This is a genomic window from Chitinophaga sp., from assembly GCF_039596155.1.
GTDB lineage: Bacteria > Bacteroidota > Bacteroidia > Chitinophagales > Chitinophagaceae > Chitinophaga.
In genome coordinates this window covers 49,563-73,493 of sequence record NZ_JBCNKF010000005.1, presented here as the reverse complement: position 1 = coordinate 73,493, position 23,931 = coordinate 49,563, and the positions used below count along the sequence as shown (strand labels likewise).

Annotated in this window: 16 protein-coding genes and 1 tRNA gene; 10 read left to right on the top strand and 7 right to left on the bottom strand. The window is 43.4% G+C overall.

Annotated elements, in window-relative coordinates; all coding sequences use genetic code 11:
* The first annotated feature begins 41 nt into the window (after positions 1-41).
* Together ABDW33_RS06450 and ABDW33_RS06445 are read left to right on the top strand one after the other, a co-directional pair.
* Complete coding sequence (locus ABDW33_RS06450; RefSeq protein ID WP_343689243.1) at positions 42-854, top strand: SDR family NAD(P)-dependent oxidoreductase; 813 nt, start codon at positions 42-44, stop codon at positions 852-854.
* 811 nt (positions 855-1,665) lie between these two features.
* Positions 1,666-2,877, top strand: coding sequence for a hypothetical protein (locus ABDW33_RS06445; protein ID WP_343689242.1), 1,212 nt, complete (start codon positions 1,666-1,668; stop codon positions 2,875-2,877).
* Between the two features lie 818 nt (positions 2,878-3,695).
* On the opposite strand, the gene ABDW33_RS06440 is transcribed toward ABDW33_RS06445, so the two are convergent.
* Both ABDW33_RS06440 and ABDW33_RS06435 read right to left on the bottom strand, forming a co-directional pair.
* Positions 3,696-3,779 (bottom strand) — tRNA-Leu (locus ABDW33_RS06440).
* Between the two features lie 151 nt (positions 3,780-3,930).
* A complete protein-coding gene (locus ABDW33_RS06435) occupies positions 3,931-4,743 on the bottom strand; it encodes a 2,3,4,5-tetrahydropyridine-2,6-dicarboxylate N-succinyltransferase (RefSeq protein ID WP_343689241.1) in 813 nt (270 codons plus the stop codon).
* A 130-nt stretch (positions 4,744-4,873) separates the two neighbouring features.
* Here ABDW33_RS06435 and ABDW33_RS06430 point away from each other — a divergent pair, with 130 nt between their 5' ends.
* The 5 genes from ABDW33_RS06430 to miaA all read left to right on the top strand — a co-directional run bounded on the left by ABDW33_RS06430 (position 4,874) and on the right by miaA (position 9,805).
* Complete coding sequence (locus ABDW33_RS06430) at positions 4,874-6,004, top strand: glycosyltransferase family 1 protein (RefSeq protein WP_343689240.1); 1,131 nt, start codon at positions 4,874-4,876, stop codon at positions 6,002-6,004.
* Positions 6,005-6,110: 106 nt separating this feature from the next.
* On the top strand, positions 6,111-6,686 hold the full coding sequence (locus ABDW33_RS06425) for an L-threonylcarbamoyladenylate synthase (RefSeq protein WP_343689239.1): 576 nt from the start codon (positions 6,111-6,113) through the stop codon (positions 6,684-6,686).
* Between the two features lie 68 nt (positions 6,687-6,754).
* Positions 6,755-8,188, top strand: coding sequence for an HD domain-containing protein (locus ABDW33_RS06420; RefSeq protein ID WP_343689238.1), 1,434 nt, complete (start codon positions 6,755-6,757; stop codon positions 8,186-8,188).
* Between the two features lie 133 nt (positions 8,189-8,321).
* A complete protein-coding gene (locus ABDW33_RS06415; RefSeq protein ID WP_343689237.1) occupies positions 8,322-8,900 on the top strand; it encodes a hypothetical protein in 579 nt (192 codons plus the stop codon).
* A gap of 5 nt (positions 8,901-8,905) precedes the next feature.
* On the top strand, positions 8,906-9,805 hold the full coding sequence (gene miaA, locus ABDW33_RS06410) for a tRNA (adenosine(37)-N6)-dimethylallyltransferase MiaA (protein ID WP_343689236.1): 900 nt from the start codon (positions 8,906-8,908) through the stop codon (positions 9,803-9,805).
* A gap of 37 nt (positions 9,806-9,842) precedes the next feature.
* Here the strand turns inward: miaA and ABDW33_RS06405 are convergent, their stop codons facing one another.
* From ABDW33_RS06405 to ABDW33_RS06390, 4 genes are all read right to left on the bottom strand, one after another.
* Positions 9,843-12,014 carry a DUF3857 domain-containing protein gene (locus ABDW33_RS06405; RefSeq protein WP_343689235.1) on the bottom strand — a complete coding sequence of 724 codons (2,172 nt, stop codon included), beginning with the start codon at positions 12,012-12,014 and terminating at the stop codon, positions 9,843-9,845.
* A gap of 13 nt (positions 12,015-12,027) precedes the next feature.
* On the bottom strand, positions 12,028-13,905 hold the full coding sequence (locus tag ABDW33_RS06400; RefSeq protein WP_343689234.1) for a transglutaminase domain-containing protein: 1,878 nt from the start codon (positions 13,903-13,905) through the stop codon (positions 12,028-12,030).
* Between the two features lie 100 nt (positions 13,906-14,005).
* Entirely contained in the window at positions 14,006-15,586 is a 1,581-nt protein-coding gene (locus ABDW33_RS06395; RefSeq protein ID WP_343689233.1) for a hypothetical protein, read from the bottom strand.
* An 86-nt stretch (positions 15,587-15,672) separates the two neighbouring features.
* Positions 15,673-16,635 carry a hypothetical protein gene (locus ABDW33_RS06390; RefSeq protein ID WP_343689232.1) on the bottom strand — a complete coding sequence of 321 codons (963 nt, stop codon included), beginning with the start codon at positions 16,633-16,635 and terminating at the stop codon, positions 15,673-15,675.
* A gap of 277 nt (positions 16,636-16,912) precedes the next feature.
* Between ABDW33_RS06390 and proS the strand changes: the two genes are divergently transcribed.
* The 3 genes from proS to ABDW33_RS06375 all read left to right on the top strand — a co-directional run bounded on the left by proS (position 16,913) and on the right by ABDW33_RS06375 (position 22,198).
* Positions 16,913-18,388: a proline--tRNA ligase gene (gene proS, locus ABDW33_RS06385; protein WP_343689231.1), complete on the top strand. Its 1,476-nt coding sequence runs from the start codon at positions 16,913-16,915 to the stop codon at positions 18,386-18,388.
* 208 nt (positions 18,389-18,596) lie between these two features.
* Entirely contained in the window at positions 18,597-21,440 is a 2,844-nt protein-coding gene (locus ABDW33_RS06380) for a two-component regulator propeller domain-containing protein (protein WP_343689230.1), read from the top strand.
* Positions 21,437-22,198 carry a LytTR family DNA-binding domain-containing protein gene (locus ABDW33_RS06375; RefSeq protein ID WP_146967894.1) on the top strand — a complete coding sequence of 254 codons (762 nt, stop codon included), beginning with the start codon at positions 21,437-21,439 and terminating at the stop codon, positions 22,196-22,198. The genes ABDW33_RS06380 and ABDW33_RS06375 overlap by 4 nt, the downstream gene beginning before the upstream one ends.
* A 108-nt stretch (positions 22,199-22,306) precedes the next feature.
* On the opposite strand, the gene ABDW33_RS06370 is transcribed toward ABDW33_RS06375, so the two are convergent.
* A complete protein-coding gene (locus ABDW33_RS06370; RefSeq protein WP_343689229.1) occupies positions 22,307-23,845 on the bottom strand; it encodes a trypsin-like peptidase domain-containing protein in 1,539 nt (512 codons plus the stop codon).
* Between the last annotated feature and the right edge of the window lie 86 nt (positions 23,846-23,931).

Below are 23,931 nucleotides of genomic sequence, written 5' to 3'. Positions count from 1 at the left end.
AAAGCTTACAAAAAATCACTTGCGTTTTGAAAGTGGTTTGTATGTTGCACTTGCAAAATGCAAGCAAATTTAGCGTAAAAAATTTAAAAATGGAACTGAAAGGTAAAACCATACTAATTACCGGTGGAGCATCTGGAATTGGTTTAGAAGCTGCAAAACGATTTTTGGGAATAGGTGCCAATGTGATTATCACAGGACGGAATGAAGAGAAATTAAAATCCGCCAAAGCAATACTACCTGCTTTGGTGGTAATTAAGAGCGATGTAGCAAATGAAGTCGATGCCTTGTCACTCCTTGATCAGGTGGAAAAACTGGGAGGAATAGATATCTTATACAACAATGCAGGTGTGAATAGCAAGCCAATAAATTTCGGGAAACCTAGTTCAGCACATTATGATAGAGCGGCATATGAAATGGATATTAATTACCTGGGAGTAATTCGCCTAAATAATTTATTTATGGAAATGTTGAACTCCCGAAATGAATCTGCTATCATTAATACCACATCCATCTTAAGTTATGTACCTGCAAATCTGGGAGCTACTTATTCTGCAAGCAAAGTAGCATTACGGTTTTATACTCAAACATTAAGAAGCCATTTAAAGATCTTGAAAAGTAAGGTAAAAGTATTTGAACTTTTACCACCACTTGTGGCAACTGAAATGGCAGATGGTTTTGAAGGACAGGCTATTTCAACTGAAAAATTAGTCGATGGATTAATCAATGGTCTGCATCGAAACCATTTTACTATTCGTGTAGGTGCTACAAAGATGTTGTATATGCTTAGTCGGATTTCACCTAAACTCGCTTTTGATGCGATAAATCAAAAGAAATTCTCCGAATTACTGAAGTAGGATTTGAAACAGTTGAATTATTAAATTTGTTATTAGCCTTCCCCGATGATTGAAACAGATTTAATTGTAATCCGGCTTTTAATGTAGAAAGTCCCTTTTGCAAAAGGAGTCTTTGAGCGAATTTTTTTTAACTGTGGCTTTAATGCACAATCTTCCACATGCACAGACCTTCTTTAGTGCATTAAAATTAGCCACAAGTTTAAAACACCGGGAGGGCGGAACTGATCACAATAAGTTCAATGATTCCTATCTAATGGGAAATCTGGCATCAGTTATGGTAGCCATGTTTTATTGTTATGCATACATTATTAAAAGTGGGATTCAATTATACTTACAGATAGTTATAAATCCTAACGATACAATGGGTAGAGGATGTTCTTCAAAAAATTTAGGGCTTGGAATTACTAGAGAAGTACCACAAATTTTGTGTGTCAATAATAATCCCTGATACGACACAATTACGACAAGCACAAAAGGAAAAAGGTTGATAATCTATCGACTATCAATCTTTCCAGATGCCCGGTAGCGGTAAGTTTTCAAACCGGTTAGGATTGATTATCAGTAAACTTATGTCAAAATGATTTAGCCTTTTCTATAGTGCCAGCGAATTCCAGTACAATGATGCCTCCTTATATTGATCCAGATCCAATTATTTGGTGGTTACAAAATTTACTGCCATATATACGATAGACGATCAGGGGATAATGGCAATTCCGGAATTTGTAGACACGCATATTAGTTATGCAGAAACTTGGGGAATTGGACAATTACATCTATTTTAGTTTTGGTAGTCATAAAATCCAAAAGGAAAATGGAAATAATAAAAAGCAAGTCATTCAGACCTCGAAAATGTGAGTATGGAGATTTTGAATTAAAGCCTGAAAAAGGTTGGGAATTATTACAAACATTTATTGACTACGAATCAAAGCTTTTAGTTGTTTCGGTATCATGTGAGGACAAATCAAAATGGAAGGACAATGGCTACAATGGGTGGTCAATTCCAACAAAGGAATTTAAAATCGACTTAGGTACTTTAGAAATTTTAGAATTTGAGGGTTGGAAAAAGTATTTTAATTATAACCAAACAGAATTGATAAGCGATGACAAAAGATATAAATTAGTCGCTCAACGTGTTTTTGAATCAGACAGGAACAGTGATGCCATAAAAGAAGAACTTTATGAAATTGAGTCTGGCAAATTGATCAGTTCAAGTGAAGCTATTGCATTTAGACAGGAAAAAAGAGAAAACTTACTTGAGAGCTTGTATCGCTCTATCCGGGAACGAGAAGAACAAAAGAAAATAGTTGATGCCAAACCTAATCTGACTGAATTCCATTTGAAAGAGCTTAGCAAGCTAAAGGAGAACGAAATTGTTATTGGTTACATTGACAATTCGTGTACTTATAAATTAGTTTTTTCCTCAAATACCTTCATACTTTTTAAGTGCGATAAAATACCAGCTGAATATGAAGCCTGGGAAACAATGAAATTTGTTGAATTCAAGGTGTATTCAAATATAGAAGAATATTGGGAAGACTTTGTAAAGAATGAAAAGTGGTTTATTCAATTTAAGATACATCGAGGTATATCTGAAAGATCTCTTGTATTAGCGAAACCCATAATATTCTATTTTAACAACTTGCGCAGGGAGCATAAATTTACTTACAACGAGTATAACCAAATCAATGAATGGCAGAACAGTGTTTGGAGTGAAGAATACAAAAAAACAGAATTAATACAATGGTGTGCGAATTGTTATAAAATAGTACATTACCAGGGACGATATCCTAAATATATTTGTAGAGACTGCGCATCAAAAGAAATATTCGACAAAAAAGGAAATTTGTTAACGTTCTCCAACCTGGGATTTACAGGTGGTTTTAAAATCATTAGAAAAGATAGAGATGGAAAAATTATTGAGGAAAATGACACCGAACAATTTTGCGAGTGTCTGATAGATGGAAAGGAATTCTTTGCACAAGAAGCAAGATTTGGTGGAATAGTAATACAGCGAAAAGAATAACAATGAACTGTCGGGAAAGTATTGCCCAAAGCAGGACTGAACGGATTCGATTTTCTTCCTGGATTTATAACTTGTGGGAGGTTATGTTTCTCCAAATGAATTTGAATTAAACAGCCAGAATTTGATTTTGAATTTACCTTTCTTCCTGTGAACTCATCGGTGCCGTGATAAGTATAGTAAGCGCAGCAGGAAACTGCGTATTAACTACTACGCTCGCCCAAATTAGCATTGATATATCTAAGCTTCAACCAGAGACTGGGATGTTGTCAGTGACGGGGCTCGTATTACCAAAGAGTTCAGTCTTTTTTTAAAAGAAACACTTGGACGAAAGTCCCGTTAGTCCTACAGTTTTAGACCATTTCTTCCAGATTGATGGCAAGCAGTTACAGCAACAATACAAACATCATCTCAGCGATTAGTGCACATGGGATCAAAAAGGACATGCCGGAGAGTGGATGCTTTTCGAACAAAATATGGGTCGTTATCTAAGTATAGACGAGACAGCTTTTGCCAGCGGAGAACTTTCTACCATTGTTACCAATAAGGAGGCCAAAGGGCGCAAAGGCTCGATTCTTCAACAACAGAGCTACCGATGCAGCCGCAGAGTCATTTAATGCGAAGATCAAAGCGTTTAGAAATGCGATGAGAGGGGGGAGAGATGTAGAATTTTTCCTGTTTAGGTTATCCAAAATTTATGCCTGACAGGATCAATCCCCCAAGAATTCAACTTGATCCCCGAACCTCATGTACTATGGCACAATTACGACAAGTACAAAAGAAAAAAGGTTGATAATCCATTGATTATCAACCTTTCCAAGTGCCCAGAACTGGATTCGAACCAGCACACCCTTGCGAGCGCTGCGACCTGAACACAGTGCGTCTACCAATTTCGCCATCTGGGCAACTGATTCCGTGTTAAGGGATTGCAAAGGTAGCCACTTTTTTCATTATTCCAAATTTTTATTAAAAATAATTCCAACCTACCTCCAACGCCTACACAAAAAAGGCTGACCCTATTACAAGGCCAGCCTTTTTTTCGAAGAGCAAAGCAGCTTATACAGCCACATTAAACTCTCTCAGCGTATCATTCAGACTCGTCTTCAAATCTGTAGACTCTTTACGTTGACCAATAATCAGCGCACAAGGTACCTGGTATTCACCAGCAGGGAACTTCTTGGTATATGTACCAGGAATCACCACACTACGTGCCGGTACACGACCCTTATACTCAATAGGCTCAGGACCACTTACGTCAATAATTTTAGTAGACTTGGTCAATACCACGTTTGCACCCAGTACCGCCTCTTTCTCTACAATTACTCCCTCTACCACGATACAACGGCTACCCAGGAAACAACCATCTTCAATGATCACCGGACTAGCCTGCAGGGGCTCCAATACACCGCCAATACCAACACCACCACTCAGGTGTACGTTCTTGCCAATCTGCGCGCAGGAACCTACCGTTGCCCATGTATCCACCATAGTGCACTCGTCTACGTACGCACCAATGTTTACATAAGAAGGCATCAGGATCGCACCCTTACCGATGAAAGCACCATAACGGGCAATCGCGTGAGGTACTACACGTACCCCCAGGTCTTTATAGTTGGATTTCAGCTTCATTTTATCATAGAACTCGAATGGTGCGAGATCTATGGTTTCCATTGGTTGGATAGTGAAGTACATCAGGATAGCCTGCTTTACCCATTCATTGACTTTCCAGCCTTCTCCTGTGGGCTCTGCTACCCTGAGCTTTCCTTTATCTACAGCTTCAATAACAGCTTTGACAGCATCGCTGTAAGTAGATTCCTGTAGCAGGCTGCGGTTTCCCCATGCAGCCTGGATGAGTTCTTGTAGCTCCATTGTTTATCGAAATTTTTTACAAACATAGTAAAAGAGGTGGGAATTTTCCACTGGATAGGGATATTGCCTTATTGTCGGGAAAATGCTCCAATTTTTTATTTCTTACCTTTATACCCCTTTAAACCACTCTATGAACATTGCTTTCGATGCCAAACGGGCTTTCCAGAATAATACAGGTCTCGGCAACTATAGCCGGACCCTGATTAGCTCTTTGGCCACCTATTACCCGGAGCACCATTACTACCTGTATGCACCAAAACTAACCGGTATGTACAATCCTGCTGCCTTCAGCAATATGACCACCATATTGCCACAGAAGCCCCTGCATCGCCTGCTGAAGGGCCTGTGGCGCAGCAAATACGTAGTGAGTGAACTGGCAGGGCAAGGTATAGATCTCTATCATGGTTTAAGTCACGAAATTCCCTTCGGCATCCATAAGAGTGGGGTCAGGAGCATCGTTACGATGCATGACCTGATCTTTGAACGCAATCCGGAACAGTATAATCCCATTGATGTGCAGACCTATCGCAAAAAAGCTAAGTATGCCTGCCAGTATGCTGATAAGGTGATTGCTATCAGTGAGCAAACTAAACAGGATCTGATTACGTATTATAACACACCGGCGGATAAAATTGCAGTCGCTTACCAAAGCTGTGATGAGTCATTCGGGGTGAAACACAGCAAGGCGGATATTGCGCAGATGCTGGCTAAATATAACTTCCCAGGGGAGTACTTCCTGTATGTAGGATCGCTGATCGAACGCAAGAATTTGTTAGGCATTCTGCAGGCAATGGTACAATTGAAAGGTAAGGTGGATATTCCTCTGCTGGTAGTAGGTGGGGGGAGCAGCTATAAAAAGAAGGTGATTGATTTTATTGCAGTAAATGGCCTTCAAAATAAGGTGATTCTTGTTAATGATACAGTGAAGTTTGCTTATAATGACCTGCCGGCCCTCTACCAGGGAGCTAAAGCGCTCATCTACCCCTCCTTTTTTGAAGGGTTTGGCATTCCCATTCTGGAAGCGATGTGGTCTCATATACCGGTCATCACATCCGCCGGCTCCTGTTTCGGGGAAACAGCCGGGGATGCCGCATTGTATATCGATCCTGCACAACCTGCAACGATTGCAGCTGCCATGGTAGCGGTGGTACAGGATCCCGGAGGGATGGAGGTACTGAAAGAAAAAGGGATCAGGCAGGCAGAGAAATTCACCAGAGATAAATGTGCTGCTGAAGTGATGAAGGTATATCAAAGCTTATAGCAGCAGGTGAAAGTCTTGTAATTCAGCCGACAGCCTGAGATATAAACCTGCCAAAAGTACCTCCTGTGCCCTTAAAATTTTAAAACGTCCAAGCCTACATACACTTATGACCACTGATTTCGAAAATGACGTAACGGCATCACTTGCTGCCCTGAGAACCGGAGGCCTTATTCTCTACCCTACAGACACGATCTGGGGCATAGGTTGCGATGCCACTGATGAAGAAGCGGTGAAAAAGGTCTTTGCCCTTAAGCAACGTCCTGAAAAGAAAAGCCTGGTCATTTTACTCGCAGATGTAAAAGACCTCCTGAAATACGTTGCCCACCCGGACCCGGCTATAGCCGATCTGATCGCCGGATTCGACAGACCTACCACCGTTATATATGAAGGCGCCCTCGACCTGGCTCCCAACGTGATCAACGAAGATGGCACCGTGGCCATCCGCCTGGTGCAGGACCCTTTCTGCCGGCACCTGGTAAAACGCCTTCGTAAGCCGCTGGTGTCCACGTCCGCCAACCTGAGCGGCCAACCTTCCCCTGCATTTTTTGCAGACATTGACCCGGCTGTGAAAAATGGCGTAGATTATGTAGTGTCCTACCGGCAGGAGGATAATACCCCCCGGCAACCCTCCCGGATTGTTAAGTTGCTGAAAGATGGCACCTTACAGGTAATCAGGGAGTAGTACTCATACCATGCAGGAGGCTATGGACTATCGGCTAAAAAAAACTACTTTTGCCGTTTTATTTAAATATGATCAGCAGAAAGCCTATTGACATACCCTGTACCTTACAGGAACGCAAAGTGTTGGAGCAGATAGCATTAGCAGCCCATGAGCTGGGTGTGCCCTGCTATCTGATAGGGGGCTTCGTGCGTGATAAACTGCTGAACCGCCGTACTAAAGATATGGATGTGGTGTGCGTAGGAGATGGCATTGCCCTTGCGCATAAGGTAGCTACCTACTTTGAGAACGCCAAAGTAAGCTTCTTTAAAACCTATGGCACCGCACAGGTGAAATGGAATGAATTCGAAGTGGAATTTGTAGGTGCCCGGAAAGAAAGTTACAGGGCGGAGTCCCGTAATCCGGAAGTGGAACCCGGTACCCTGCAGGATGACCAGTTACGCAGGGATTTCACCATCAATGCACTGGCTATCAGCCTGAATGAAGAAGATTATGGAAGTCTGATTGATCCCTTTAATGGTCTGGCAGATATGGATGCGAAGATTATCCGTACCCCGCTGGCACCTGCCCAGACCTTCAGCGATGATCCCCTGCGTATGATGCGGGCTATCCGCTTTGCTGCACAATTGCAGTTTGCAATCGCAGACGAAACCTTTCAGGCAATTAAGGAACAGGCAGAACGTATCAAAATAATCTCCCAGGAGCGTATTACAGACGAGTTGAATAAGATCATGCTGTCGGCCGTACCTTCTGTTGGCCTGAATCTGTTATACAAGAGTGGTCTGTTAAAGATCATCTTCCCGCAACTGGTAGATCTGGCCGGGGTGCAAACAGTAGATGGTAAGCGACATAAAGAGAACTTTTCGCATACCTTGCAGGTTGTAGATAATATTTCCCGGAATACCAAAGACCTTTGGTTACGTTGGGCAGCCCTGCTGCATGATATCGGAAAGCCTGCCACCAAGCGTTACGAACAGGGCCATGGATGGACTTTTCACGGACATGAGATGGTAGGTGCGAAAATGGTGCCCCGCATCTTTTCCCGACTGAAACTGCCTACCCATGAACCTATGCGCTTTGTTAAGAAACTGGTAGAATTGCACCAGCGGCCCATCAGTCTCACAAAAGAAAATATCACCGATTCTGCTATACGCCGCCTGCTCTTTGATGCGGGGGAAGATGTAGAGGCATTGATGATGCTATGTGAGGCAGATATCACCTCCAGGAATGTGGCGAAAGTGCGGAGATACCTGGATGATTATGAGATGGTAAGGCAGCGGATGAAGGAGATAGAAGAGAACGATCGCCTGCGTAACTGGCAGCCACCGGTAACAGGTGAGATGATCATGGAAACTTTTAACCTGACCCCGTGCAGAACCGTTGGTGATCTGAAAAATGCGATCCGCGAGGCCATTCTGGATGGGATCATACCCAATACCTACGATGCCGCTTATGCTTTTCTGCTGGAAAGAGCAAAAGAGATGGATTTGACACCAGTTAAATAAAAATGTTAATTTAGTAAAGTGGTGATGTTGCTGAAATAAGGATTGATGTTTGCTATATAATAGCAATTTATGTATCATTAGCATTAAACCGGAAACAGAAACATCCAATTATTCAATAAAATCCTTTATTGTCATGCCTGTTTTGAAATTCAGAGTTTATTGGGAAGAAGATGAAAGTGTGTACAGGGATATTTCCATTAAACCAGACCAGACATTTTTACAATTCCACCAAGTCATTTTGCAGTCATTCGAATTTGACAATAAACATAAAGCGACTTTTTTCCGTAGCAACGATAATTGGCAACGGGGAAGAGAGATCATTCTCGAAAAAGACAATGTAGTCCGCAAAGCAGAACCACTACTGATGGAGGAGACTGTGATCGCAGCTGCAGTGAAAACGCCTAATCAGAAGTTTATCTACCTGTATGATTTTGCGAAGAACTGGACATTCCTGGTGGAACTGATCGGGGTATCCAAAGATGAAAACTCGAGAGTTACATATCCGCTTTGTGTCAGAAAAGAAGGTTTAGCCCCTAGTCAATACGGTACAAAGGGACTGGTAGGGGATAAGCTGGTAGAAATGGAAGAAAAGTACGACCTGAATAAAGAGGGCATGAGTGAAGATGGATTTGGAGAAGAAGGAGAGGAAGATGACAACAATGAAAGTGAGGATGAAGGCATGGATGATGGTGGCAATGAAGACATGTATTAATATACATGAAGGATAAGAAGGTTATAGTAATCGCAGGTCCTACAGCTGCCGGTAAAACCGCGATGGCTGTCAAGGTGGCCCAATATTTCAATACCGCGGTTATATCAGCAGATTCCAGGCAGTGTTATCAGGAAATCAGTATTGGCACGGCTAAGCCCGGTCCTGCTGAATTAGCAGCTGTTCCCCATTATTTTATCAATTCTCACAGCATTCGCGAAGAAGTGAATGCTGGTATCTTTGAGAAGTTAGCATTGCAATATGCAGCGGAAGTATGGAAGAATAATGACGTCGTCGTATTATGCGGCGGCACAGGGTTGTATATGAAGGCATTTTGTGAAGGGATTGATGATATACCGGCCACACCGGCCGAAATCAGACAGGAAGTGATTGCCAGGTATGAACAGGAAGGATTGAGCTGGCTACAGGAAGAAGTGAAGGCGAAAGATCCCGGGTTCTATGCCGTCGGTGAAGTGCAAAACCCCCAAAGGTTGATGCGTGCGCTGGAGGTCTTCCTGGCTACCGGGAAATCAATATTGACTTTCAGAACCGGGAATGTGACTAAGCGGGATTTTGAGATTATCAAAATGGGAATTGAATTGGAGAAGCCCCTGTTGCATGCGAATATTGAGACGAGAGTAAAGCAGATGATGAAAGATGGGTTGGTGGATGAGGTAAGGGCAGTGAATGAATTTCGGTCACATAATGCGCTGCAGACAGTGGGATATACCGAAATCTTTGACTATCTGGATGGGAAAGTGAGTTTGAAAGAGGCGGAGGAGTTGGTGGTAATACATACCCGGCAATACGCAAAACGGCAGATGACCTGGTTTAAAAAAGATAAAGAAATTAGTTGGTATGAAAGAGGAGAGGGGGTACTGGAAGATATCAAAAAGCTTTGGCCGTAAGCCAAAGCTTTTTTCAATTTGAGGCATATCAGCCAGTTTACATTTTTTTCAGCAATACTTTCTGCTTTGTAAAATCAGACGCTGCATCCATAAATGCCATCATCTGATCCCAGTTGCCCACCGCCTCATAAGGATGATTGTAGATCTTCGTTATATTCAACACCAGCTTATTGCCGGCTATTTTAGCACTACTTACAAATTGTCCCGTAGAGTTGATCACAGATTTATTCAGATTTTCTGCGCCTTCCAGTGTATACCCGTCCGGGATATTCACATATACTTCGTAGGATACCGTACGTGCAAAAGGCATATACACATCATAGGTACGCTTTCTTTCTTCAGGTGCCAATTCTATCTGTCCGGTTATTAACTTCCCTATATCCAGCATGTAATTATTGCCTGCTTTCTTTACAAAACCATCCATGGTAAATGTCTGTTGCATGGTGAAAGGCTTATGCTGACTCTCCAGTCCCTGCTCCGCTATTTTGTAATAACTTACATTCGTTGGCTTCGTATTGTAATCACCAGCGATACTCTCATTCACCGTCTCATCCATATCTTTACGTGCTTTCTCAAATGCAGCCTGGTATTCAGCAAATCGCTTCCGGTTGCTGCCATCGGCATATAAATCCTGCTGGAGAGAAGTAGACATGCTCAATGTATGCCGCTCTTCCCGCAGCATATCTTCATACAGCAGCAATGCTACATATTGATAACGATATTGTCCTTTAGTCCGGATTATCCTGTCAATAATCAACTGTTGTGGATTCTCTGCATTAAAGGTGATATTCAGTTTCTCTGCATCCAGGTTTTGTGCCGCAGTGCTTACCGGCAGTGTAATCTTCTTAAAGCTTTCCCTCTTAGCACCCTTACTGCCGGTCACACTTACTGAATATGCTTCCTGCCCTTCCAGCCCGGTTGGCAATTCATCAGGATAACTGAACATAGAGCCGAGATAGCAATACATTGGTTTATCGTCCGGCTTAGCAATGATAAAATATTCCAGGTCATCCAGTGACACGGCATCCTGCAAGGTACCTACACTACGGGGTACGGCCGCTGCCAGATCTGTTTCTATATCATATTTCAATAACAACTGGCGAAATGCATTGGCCACAAAATGTGCCCTTGGAGAATAGAGCTTTCTATTCTGTCCCACTTCTATATCAGCCCCTGTTCCTGGCTGCTCGCGGTAAAGCGCCGCATAGCGGATGTAATAATAAGCCAGTTCCGCAATCTCCCGCTTAGACATATCAGGTTTATTATTCACCTTCCTGTAGTTATGTAGCACATCCGGAAACTCTTTCATGATCGTTGCCCCCGCAGCATATTGTGGCCCTTTACTGATGATCTGGAATGTCAGATATTCCTGTATATCTTCTTCATTCACTCCATTCACAAACTCCCTGGGCCCATTATAAGTAAGTCTTAAAGTAGGTAGACTCCGATTGGGATATAGCCAGCGCTCGTCCGTAATTTTGGGTACATCTTTTTTATGAATAGTAAATACATAATCTTCATCTTCCTTTGTATGCTTCAACATAGCTGAATCATCATTCAGGTATCTCCAGGATACGCCCATTTTCCTAAAGATCCTGACATCCAGCGAAAAATCAAGGATAGGATATTTTTCACCAATGCTGTAATCTAACGGATCAGGATTGGTAAACCAGTTTGCCGCGTCTTTGTTGATGCGTACATAGTAATCTATGATATCACCTACTTCCAGATCAGCAATCGCGATTTTTTGCTTCTTATCATTCTTCTCATCTTTTACACTTACGGCATCATTCATATCAATATTATGTTGCTGCCCATTGGGTTTGATCACCCGAATGCCCATAAAGGAGGCGAGTTTATAACCGCGGTACCAGCTGCTGCTCTTGAGTTTCTGGATGTTGAATTCGGAATATTCCTCCAGTGCTGCTTTGTCCTGAATTTTTACACGTTCGTGAAGTGTGGTTGTAATATGGTCCTTTCGACGGCTATGATCCGCATCCAGCGAGAACTTCAGGGCGAGGATAACAGCTGATTCATGCTGGTATTTCTCCGGAATGGCCGTCTGGGCAAATGCCGGATCTTTGACATCCTGGATCTCTTTTTTTACCTGATCAGCTTCTTCCTGATAGGCTCTTTCCTGTTTTGACTGTGCCTGCGCATACAGGCCGTAGGTAAATAGCAGGGCCGAAATGACGATGCTTTTATACATAGGTGGTTGTTATTTACTGTTGGGTAAGGGTTATTTGTTCCAGGTATTTTTTTGTTAATGCGGCTATCGCCTTATTCCAGTCCCCGAAAGCAGCCTTTGGTAAATAGGTATCATTTATTTGCAATTGCTTTCGATAAATGATATTGTTGCCAGCTGCTTTATAAGTGATGTCAAACTTATAATGAGGTGTAGCAATGTGCAGATCTTCCGGCAGGGAAGTCATTTTGTACCCCGTAGGAATGAGCAGCGTTGTCTCTGTAATGTAGTTGTTCTTGCTGTCGAAACGGATATCAGTTTTACGTTTGACGGTGTCGATAACAGCATTGTTGTATTCCTTGTTATAATCAATATCGATGTACATTTCTTTTCCAAAGGAGGAAACAGCATCCGGATAGAGCAGGTCGAAATTAACTTCGAGGTCACCATCCCGCTGATCAAGCCTTGTTGTGGTAACATTGGATATTTTATAGTGGCTGTTCTTGTTTGTAATATAGGCTTCAAGGGCCGTCTGTACCCTGTCTTTTTTTGTCATGTTGATGGTGTACAGCAGATCGGACTTGCTTTCTCCATTGTATATGTATTGAATCTTCCCGGTCATATTGTTGCCTTCTACAGCCAGCGATTCCTTAAAAATCCGCGCATTCTGTGCTGCCGAGGTAGCAGGAATATTTTCTAACAGGCATTTGTCACCATTTTCGATCATAACCTGCCTGCCTGCAATACGTTCAGCATAGATGCCGGGTTGCATATATTTTTCAGTAGCGTCGAGGAACCACCATTTATTGTTGTACTGAACAGCACAGATCATATGATTGTCGTCGCTCAGAGAAGGAATGCTGTGATCGTACAGGATGTAGTTCGTACCTATCCAGCAGAGTCGTGCATCCAGTCCGCAGCGGAGCAAGAGTTCTTTTGTAAGGTTGGCCATGCCTTTACAATCTCCATATTTCTTACGCATCACTTCGTGTGCTTCATCCGGACGAAAGCCGGCAAGACCATCTTCAAAAGCAATGTAGCGGATGTTCTCTTCTACCCAGTAGAAGATCGCTTTCAGCTGATCAAATTTATCCGGAATACCCGCTGTGATTTCCCGGGCTTTTACGCCTAAAGCAGCGGTATCCGGGTGGAGTTGGGTGGTCAGGTTATAACACCACTTATAGAGATCATCGGTCGTATCGAAGTAGGCAATCTTTTCCCCTTTGTAATCTGCACTTTTGCTACGGATCAGTAAGTGCGGGTAAATCCAGCTGGGCCCCGGGCTCATAGCACTCTTTTTCATCGCGGCCAGGTTGGTTGCGGTGTAGGTATAGATATCTGCATCACGTTCTTTATCGTACGATTTCTCCGTTTTTATCTTTTGATTCTCAAAATGGAAAGTATGAATGTCGACATTCATCCAGCGGGGTACAATGAGCGTGATCGTCTTTTGTCTGGCAGGAAATCGGTCTGTAAAATAGATGGTGGTGAGGTAGCGGGGATCGTGAATTACTTTTTCTATGTTTATTTCATTGCGGGCGCCTTGTTTTAAAAAGGGTAGATTGAAATAACAGATCTTTTGGTCAGAGTAGAAGTATTCGTCGATGTTGAGGTAGTCGTATGCAGGAACGATGTTTTTGTTTTTTTTTCCGTCGGTTAGAATAGTGAGGTCAGTAATTTCCTCCTGATTATTGAAGGGCTCGGAGAATGGGGTGGTAGCCCGGAAACTGTTGCATACAAAGTCTTTGTGAATGAGCTGTTTGATTGTGACCTGTTTTTGTTTGGTGTTGTATTGAAACTCGAAGGTCTCAGAAGATGAAGTCAGTTCAATGTTGTCAGGATCGTCTTGTGATTTGGCATAAACGGAGTGAAGCAACAATAAAAGCAGCACTGTATAGGTCTGAATATTGATCATGGATAAGGGGAATAAATATAAAACTAAAAATAGAGCATTTGGGCGAAAACAAAAAGCGCTTCTGTTATTAACAGAAGCGCTTTTTGAACTTTATAAGACTTTAGAATTTCCAGCCGAAGGTAGCGAGACCGGTATAAGAGCTCCGATCGATCTTGGCAGCATTAGGGGTTACATATCCCTGATTGTTTGCCAGCATGGTATATGGCTGAACATAATTGGTAGAAGAACCATAAATAAATGCCAGGTCGATATAGAAACCGTTATTACGGTAGCCTACACCACCGGAGTAGTAAGAACGTGACCCTTCCAGGCTGCTTAATTTGTAAGGGCTGCCATAATAGGAATAACCGGCACGTAAAGCAATGGTGTGGAGTTTCAACTCACCGCCTACGCGGAAGTTTGAAGTGGCCTGGTAGGTATCTTTAATACCATTATTTCTATCCGTTTCAGTTTCGCGGTCATAGCCGTCGTTGTTTTTGAAGCGGAAGTGCATGGAAGAATAATCTACATATTCATAATCAAAGGAGATAAAACCTGTAGGTTTACGGGTATCAGCTGATGGTGCGAACAGGTAGGTAGCACTCAGGATACCTTTCCATGGTGTACGCACGGTATATTTAGACTCATCATCCAGTCCGTCATAACGGCTATCGCGGGAAGAGAATGAGTAGATACCGTGTGACTTGGTGGAAGTGGTCATATCGGTAGAGTAGGAATCAGTCAGCCACAACCAGGATGGTGAGTGTACGGTAGCACCGATACTCAGGGAACGTACAGGTCTGTAGATGATACCCAGTTTAGCATTGATACCGGTACCGTATGTTCTCAGGAATTCAGTAACGGTGAAATAGTTAAGGTCTGTAGAAACGGTATTGATATTTGTTTCCTTCCAGGTCTGGTCTCTCCTGTACTGTATGTTGGGTACTCCCACACCACCACCGATATAGAACTTATCGTTGTAGTTAGCGCCGAAGTTACCGGCAAATTCTGTATTACCCCCTCTTTCAAAAGTGGTGCCTTCCTGGCGTACTTTCACACTGTTGTCGGTTGCTTCTGCAGCAGAATAGAAAGTCCCTGCAAAAGAACCATCTGCATTTTTGACAGGATTGATCAGGAAAGTCTGGTAAGCAAGAGAAGAGGAGTGTGCGAGAATAGTCTGGTCCGGATCACCGCCTAACTGGGCATTAGGATTGGTAATACCAGCTGCATCTGCGGCCAGGTAATAGTTTAAAGACAAAGAAGAGTTCGAGATATCGCCGGTGTAGTAAGTACGTTGGTTATAATTGTACGTACGGTTTACACCGATACCACCACTGAAGTTTTGCCATTTACTACCTGGTTTTTTCCTTCTGCCGCCCCAGATAATGGTCGCATTGGAAATATTGAAATTGGTCCGGGAGTCACTGGCTGACTCTTTCTGATAATTGCCCGTTGTGGATATAGAAGGAACACCTACTGTAAAGGAGAAGTCGCTGGTTCTGAAAAAACCTACTGTAGCAGGGTTTATATACATAGAGGAAGCTTCCCCACCCAATGCACCCTGGGCCCCACCTACGGCCTGTGCACGTGCTGTTCCCGAAGGAGCGCTGCTGCTGAATCTCAAAGCATCATCAATTTGCTGGGCTTGAACTGAAATGCAGGCTCCCGTCATAGCAATGGCTAACACCATTCTTTTCATCATATGGTAGAATTAAGGGTTAAAAAATACCCCGGCCTAGTTGACCAGGGTACATTTTTAAAGAATATCAATGATCAAATCATTTTTACTTAGTTACGGCCTCTGCCGCCAACTGCGCGACCACCACCGCCGCCGCCACCGAAGGAACCACCGCCACCGCCTACACGGCCTGGGCTATAGGATGGAGCTGGTGAGTAAGAGCGTTGTGGCTGGTAAGAAGGCTGAGACTGTTGTGGAGGTGAATAGGTTCTGGATGGAGTATAAGAACCACGGGAACCACCACCATTGTCTACTGTAGTACGCTCACCGGATGAAGGTGTAAAGGTACGTCTCGGCTGGTAGGAACCTGCTGAGTTATTACCGGTACGACCACCACTGTTGCCGGAATTATCAACGACTCTGCTTGGACGGAAATCGGTATTTCTGGTACGTCCACCTGTTGAACCATTGCCTATTACACGACCACCGGTAGCACCATTTGAAAATGCAGTGTTACGGGTGGTACGTCTGTAACCGGTATAGTAACCACCACCATGGCCATAATAGCCACCGTAGTAACCGCCATAGTAAGGATAACCGTAACCATAGCCATAACCATAGTATGGATAGAACCATGGATCATAAAAACCTCCGTAGTAAGGATAGCCGAAGCCAAGGCTGAATGCAGAACCATAATAAGGATATCCATATCCAAAGCCAAAACCTAAGCGGAAGGAACTACCATAACCATAGTATGGATTGGCATACATGCTGGAATATACACCAGGTGTGCCATAATAGTCATAAAAACCACCGGAATAAGAACTGTTGAACAGACTTAAGCGGCGAGCATAATCCCCCTGGTCATCGTCGTAATTAACGTATGTACCCCCATCTTCACTTTCCGTATATGAAACGTTATCATCCCGGTTGTTATTATTAGAAGAAGCATAAGTGGGTTTAACTCTCGGAGAATAATAGACATCATCCGGTGTTTGTGTGGTTTTATATGCTGACGAACAGCTACTTAATATTATTAGCGTTAGTACAGCAAGGTAAGGAGCTGATTTCATTGTCGGAATTTTTAGCCTGAATTACACCATAAATTTACACTATTTTAACGTCCAAATGTCGGCAAACGTTACAAGATTCCTAAACCGTTCATAATATTTTAGCAAACTATTTGCACGTTTCTGATTTTCATGTAGGTTTGTGACATTTTACCTTTTGGTAATATATCTAGCACAAATATTACGCCAAAATATTTAATTAAATATAATGTTTCGGATGTGTTTGTGTAATGTATTGTAAGTCAGTGAAATAATCGACAATTATATAATCAGATTTTAAATGAGTAAAGAGATCACGGCCCGTTCCGAAGACTATTCACAATGGTATAATGATTTGGTGCTGAAGGGCGGTTTAGCCGATTATTCTGCCGTAAGGGGATGTATGGTCATCAAACCTTATGGATTTGCGCTCTGGGAAGGAATGCGCGATGTATTAGATAAAAAATTCAAAGATACAGGGCATCAGAATGCCTACTTCCCGTTGTTCATTCCCAAAAGCTTCCTGAGCAAGGAAGAAGACCACGTTGAGGGCTTTGCCAAGGAATGTGCGGTGGTTACTCACCACAGGCTCATGAAGAATCCTGACGGCCCTGGTGTGGTTGTTGATCCCGCTGCAAAGCTGGAAGAAGAACTGATCGTTCGCCCAACCTCCGAAACAATTATCTGGAATACATATAAAGACTGGATCAAGTCTTATCGTGACCTGCCGTTGCTGATCAACCAGTGGGCCAATGTTGTACGCTGGGAAATGCGTACCCGTCTGTTCCTCCGTACCGCAGAATTCCTGTGGCAGGAAGGGCATACAGCCCATGCTACTGCTGATGAGGCGATTGCTGAAGCACAGCAGATGCTGGAGGTATATGCCGACTTTGCTGAAAATTATATGGCTTTGCCGGTAGTAAGAGGTGTAAAATCTCCTGCAGAGCGTTTTGCAGGTGCCCTGGATACTTATTGTATCGAAGCACTGATGCAGGATGGTAAAGCCCTGCAGGCAGGTACTTCCCACTTCCTTGGCCAGAATTTTGCCAAGGTGTTCGACGTAACTTTCACCAACAAGGAAAATAAGCTGGAACATGTATGGGCTACTTCATGGGGGGTATCTACCCGTCTGATCGGTGCCCTTGTAATGGCTCACAGTGATGATGATGGCCTGGTATTACCTCCGCGCATCGCCCCACTGCAGGTAGTGATCGTACCTATATATAAAGGTGCGGAACAGAAGGAAAAGATCGATGCGAAAGTATATGAGATCATGAGCGAACTGAAAGCCGCCGGCATCCGTGTGAAATACGATGACGCAGATAACAACCGTCCGGGTTGGAAATTTGCTGAGTATGAAATGAAAGGAGTGCCTGTACGTATTGCTATTGGTGCAAGAGACCTGGAAAACAATGTGGCTGAAGTGGCCCGCCGCGACTCCAGAGAGAAATCCAGCCAGTCATTGGATGGCCTGGGTCGTTACATTGCGGCATTGCTGGAAGATATCCAGACGCAGATGTACAATAAGGCAAAAGCGTACCGTGATGAGCACATCACTCCGGCTAACACAATGGAAGAGTTTGAAAAACTGCTGGACGAAAAAGGCGGTTTCATCTCTGCACACTGGGATGGTACTACTGAAACAGAAGAAAAGATCAAAGAGCGTACAAAGGCAACCATCCGCTGTATTCCTTTGAACAATCCTCAGGAAGCCGGTACCTGCATTCTGACTGGTAAACCTTCGACACAGCGTGTATTATTCGCGAGAGCTTATTAATTGACGAGTTGATAAGGCTGGATTACTGCCTGTTAACTCCTCTACTCAGAGATATTCCGGAAGCAGGGCTGATCGTTTGGTCAGTCCTGTTTTCCTTAGGATACATAATCCATAAAATCTGACCTTATTCATGCCTGCAGTCCGTTGCATATTATGTTGGATACTGTTGACGATGTGCTTATGCGACCACGTATCAGCACAGGGGCTTATGATCCGCAATTACAATGTGAAGGATGGCCTGGCCAACGCTACCGTGTATTCCGCTGTGCAGGATAAGGAAGGCTTTATCTGGTTTGCCACCCCTACAGGCGTCAGTAAGTTCGATGGAAAACGCTTCCGCAACTATGCCAAAAAAGATGGTCTGACTGACAACGATGTCATAAAACTATTTGCTGATTCCAAAGGAAGGGTATGGTTCTCTACCCTGAACGGATTGCCCTCTTTCTACAACAATTACAAAATTCACTCAGGTGCCAATGATTCTTCGTTGGTGATGGATCCCCACGGACAGTACATGCAATATATGTTTCAGGGGACTGCCGGGTATATCTGGTTCCTCAATACAGATAACCTGATTATAGGCTACAGTGGATATAAAATTGATGATAAAACACTGGGCCGCGCTGACCTCTTTTACTTCCTCCGGAATAATAATATTTTCACCCCCCTTCAGCATTACTTTAATCTCACGTCACTGAAGGATGTAAATAACAGTGACCAGAAGATTTTACTTTCTTCTCCTTACCCGATTAATGACGACGTATTCGTAGGCCGGATCCGCAGAAATCCGGTGATCATCCTGAAAAATACACTTTACACGTATAATCAAAAGGAAGCTACCTGCTTTTTTAAGGGCCCCGAATGGGGGATCAATGAGGAGATCAGTAATGTATGCCTGGATAATGATAACCTATGGATAGGTACACCAAGAGCCCTGTACTATGTAAAAGACTTTTTTAAAGGCGCCCACCATATTACCAAGCTACTGGACAATCATTACATCACCTCCGTGCTGAAAGACCGGGATGGTAATATCTGGATTACTACTTTCGGTGATGGTGTGTACAATATCCCTTATAAAAATTTTTACTTTAATTATCTTGATAATACTAACGGATTATACTCTCACTCCATTTTCAGTATCTGTAAAGACCGCAGATCCGGCATCCTGCTGGTAGGGCAAAATGCCGGTGTATTGAATACAATCGATAGCAACAATAATATCAGGCGCTTCAACCTGGATACTACCAGTGGGCGAAATAGCATCCTCAGTATTTTACCGTATAAGGAAAATGAGATCCTGATCGGGGCGGACAACGGGCTGTTTACCTACAACACCCAACAGCAGCGTGTGTCTGTATTACGGCCTATCAAGAATATGAAGGATATGGATGTAGGGCCGGATGGCAGGATCAGAGCTGTGTCAAAAGACCAGGTGATAGGAGAGAACTATTCGGTGGAAGTGCCGGATGTGCAGATCACTTCCATTGCCAGTGTAAGTGACACTTCTTACTATATTGGTACAGGCTCCGGATTATTCTATGGCAAAGACGGATCCGCCAAAGTGGTAATTCCCGGTACAGATGTAGAACTGCACCAACCTGTGAAAGACCTGAAATACATTGACGGGTATCTGTGGATCGGTACAGCTGACCAGGGTTTGTACGTATTGAAGGACAACCGGGTGGTGAAGCATATTGGCTCTGCCGATAAGCTGGTAAGTGATATCTGCCAGCAGTTGTATTATGATGGCGTCGGTAGATTGTATGTATCTACCAATAAAGGCGTGTCTGTGATCGATGTACATACCCAGACACTGATCAGGAATATTACAAGCAATGATGGCCTGATGAGTGATGATACCAGAGGGGTTTATTACCAGCATGGGATCCTATATGTCGCAACGTCCAACGGTCTCAGTTATTTCAACGACAACAATATGCCGGTCGATACCGTACCTCCGGCCGTATACCTGAGTCATATCAGGTACGGGGACAGCACCTTTCTGCCTGCGAAAAAGATCACGTTATTATACCAGCGCAAAGCTTCCTACGAAGTGGAGTTTGGCGCGATTGTATACGATTTGCCGGACCTGGTAGAGTACCAGTATAACTTTTCCAGCGATACAAGCAGTGGCTGGATCACTACCATGTCGAATATCGTTCCTTTCCCGGACCTGCAGCCAGATACTTATGAATTGCAGATCAGGGCCAGGAAATATAAGAGTGAATGGAGCCAGCCGGTGGCTATTACGGTGACCATCCTGCCGCGTTGGTATCAGCAATGGTGGGCGAGAGGTATCGTAATTTTGCTGGTATTGCTGCTGGTCTCGTTCATACTCCGGTATATCTTCCTGCGATTCAAAGATGGAGAACGGCGCAAGACAGAATACAACAGGAGGATTGCAGAACTGGAAGCCAAAGCATTGACCAATCAGATGAACCCACACTTTATATTCAACTCCCTGAATAGTGTACAGCACCTGATTATGGAGAAGGAAGAGAAGCAGGCGCTCAATTTCCTGGCAGATTTTGCTACCTTAATGCGGCAAATGCTGAATAACTCCAGGAAATCCTATATCTCACTGGATGAGGAAATTGCTTTCCTTACACGTTATATTGAGTTGGAGAAGATTAGATTTGCAAACGTATTTACTTACAATTTTTCATTACAGGACGCATTGAAAGATTATACGATCTATATACCCCCTATGATCATCCAGCCGATCGTGGAGAACGCAATCAAACATGGCCTGGCACCTAAGAATGGCAGCGGACACCTGGAGATGAAGCTGATGCTGATGGGAGACATGTTGTACTGTTCTGTAGATGATGATGGAATTGGTTGGGACAGGGCAAATGAACTAAAGAGCGGGCGGCTGATAAAGCACGAATCTACAGCACTGAGCGTGATCAGAGAGCGGTTGCAGATTATAAAATCTTTTAATGGAAATGTTGGAAAGTTAGAAATTATTGATAAATTTAAGTCAGGTTTCGGCAATAAAGAGGGTACGCTCGTTGAAATTCTGATTCCCATTGTTAAGATGTTATGAGTAATATAAAAGCTGCGATCGTAGACGATGAAGTCCGCAACATCCATATTTTGCGAAATATTCTTGAAAATTACTGTAAGGATGTTACGGTAGTCGGGGAGGCGCAGAACATTCATGACGCGGCGGAAATGATAAAAAATACCCAGATCGATGTACTGTTTCTGGATATTGAAATGCCGCCTCATAATGGATTCCAGTTATTGGAAATGTTTCCTGTGCTGAACTTCGAAGTTATCTTCATCACCGCGTTCCAAGAATATGCTTTGCAGGCAATTAAGTTTGCCGCATTAGATTATCTGCTCAAGCCTATTAAGGTGAGTGAGGTCGAAGATGCATTGGAAAAAGTCAAGAAGAGCAAGAAGGGAAGACTGAATGAGCTGGCGTCTATTCTGAAGGATTATGTAAAGAATAATGACAACGCTTTCTCCAAGATTGTGATTCCGGTGAATGATGGATATAACGTGATAGATCTGAAGGACATCATTTACTGCGAAGCCTTCGATAGTTATACAAAAATTCAGTTGATCAATAATGTGTCGCACCTGATCTCCAAGTCTCTGAAAGAATATGAGGAGATGCTGAGCGATAAAGGGTTTTATAGGGTGCATAAGTCCTTCCTGATTAATATCCATCATATCGTAAAGATCATAAAAGGATTAGGAACGGCAGTAGTCATGAGTGATCAGAAGAATATACCCATCAGCTCAAGAAAGAAGGATGAGTTCTTCGCACAATTAAAAGGAGTTATTAACTTATAATAGAGAAAGCCCGGCCAATCGCCGGGCTTTCTTATTTGTATAAAAAAGCTCCGGTCTTTCAACCAGAGCTTCTCTCCTTAACTTATAAACCTATATGAAAAACGATGATTAGAAATCCGTACTATTCGTCAAATCAATATTGTAATAGTACACGCCGTTCAGCTCAGGATATACACCTTCCAACTGCACCTTCTTCTGTTTTTCCAGTATTCCTCTCAGCTGTTCTACCGAAGTCACAGCCTGATCACCTGCTTTTAAAATAATAAAGGAAGGCTTCATATTCGTTTGTTTCTTCAGCGCACCACTACTGATATTATCTACATACACGCCTCCACGGATACCAATCTTCGCCGCATCACTCTTCTCCAATGTCACGAGATCCGCCCCCAGCGCATCGATAACAGTCGCTTTCACAATGTTGGTATTGCCATCTATATTCTTCAGCACTGCATTGGCGGTACGTGATTTATCGTCTCGGATATAACTGATGCTGATCTTATCACCTGGCTTATACCTTGCAATCTGTTCTGTCATCTGGGGAATAGAAGGCGTGTTGATCCCATTGATACCAGTGATCACATCTCCTTTCTGAATACCTGCATCGGCAGCTGCACCACTTGCTACTACATCTGTTACAACCACACCATTTATATCTCTTCTGATGCCGTAGTCTTTCCATTTCTCTTCAGGGATACTGTTGGGATCCTGGTACCTGATACCCAGGTAAGCACGTTGTACATTACCATACTTCATGATATCATTGACCACTTTCTTTACCAGGTTTACAGGAATCGCATAAGAGTAACCTGCATACGCACCGGTAGGGGAGGCAATGGCAGAGTTGATACCAATCAGTTCACCTGCGGTATTAATCAGTGCACCACCGCTGTTACCCTGGTTCACAGCCGCATCGGTCTGAATAAAAGACTCGATGGCATTTCTTTTTGCCTGTTTGTTGATACCGATAGAACGGGCTTTCGCACTCACAATACCTGCAGTCACGGTTGTTTCCAGGTTTAATGGATAGCCGATGGCAAGTACCCACTGACCAATTTCAACGTCGTCGGAGTTGCCATACAGAAGGTAAGGCAGGTTCTTCGCGTCTACTTTGATCACGGCGAGGTCTGTGTTTGGATCCGTACCGATCACTCTCGCTTTGTAAGTCTTATAGTCGTTCAGCGTCACGGTGATTTCGTCTGCGTCATCCACCACGTGATTGTTGGTCACGATATACCCATCGTCAGAAATGAGTACGCCGGAGCCGGATGCCATCTGGCCAGGCACGTAATATTTACGTCCGCCGCCACCACCCTGGAATTCGTCGCCAAAGAAGTCGTCACCAAAGAGGTCTTCAAGTACGCTTCTTCTTCTTTGCAGGTTGTTCGTTACCTGACGGGGATTAATTTTTGTCTTAATGTGAACTACACCCGGAACTGCAAGTTTCGCAGCGTGAGAAAAGTCAGTGGGCGGAGTGATGTTTCTGTTTTCTGTACCAGGCATGTAGCTGGTATAGTTGACTGGGATGTTGTCTGATCCATTTTGATAGGGACCTGCCTGCCGGGGCTGAAATTTGCTGTAAACAAATACGCTGGCAAAGGCAGTGGCCGCGCTGATTAGAACAGTTGCCGCAATTTGCCGGAATTTCATATTTCTTGTGTTTAAGTTTTTTGAAGTAAAAATATTGATATAAGGAATATAACAATTTTAGTGCCTCTGATACAAATTTAAGGGGG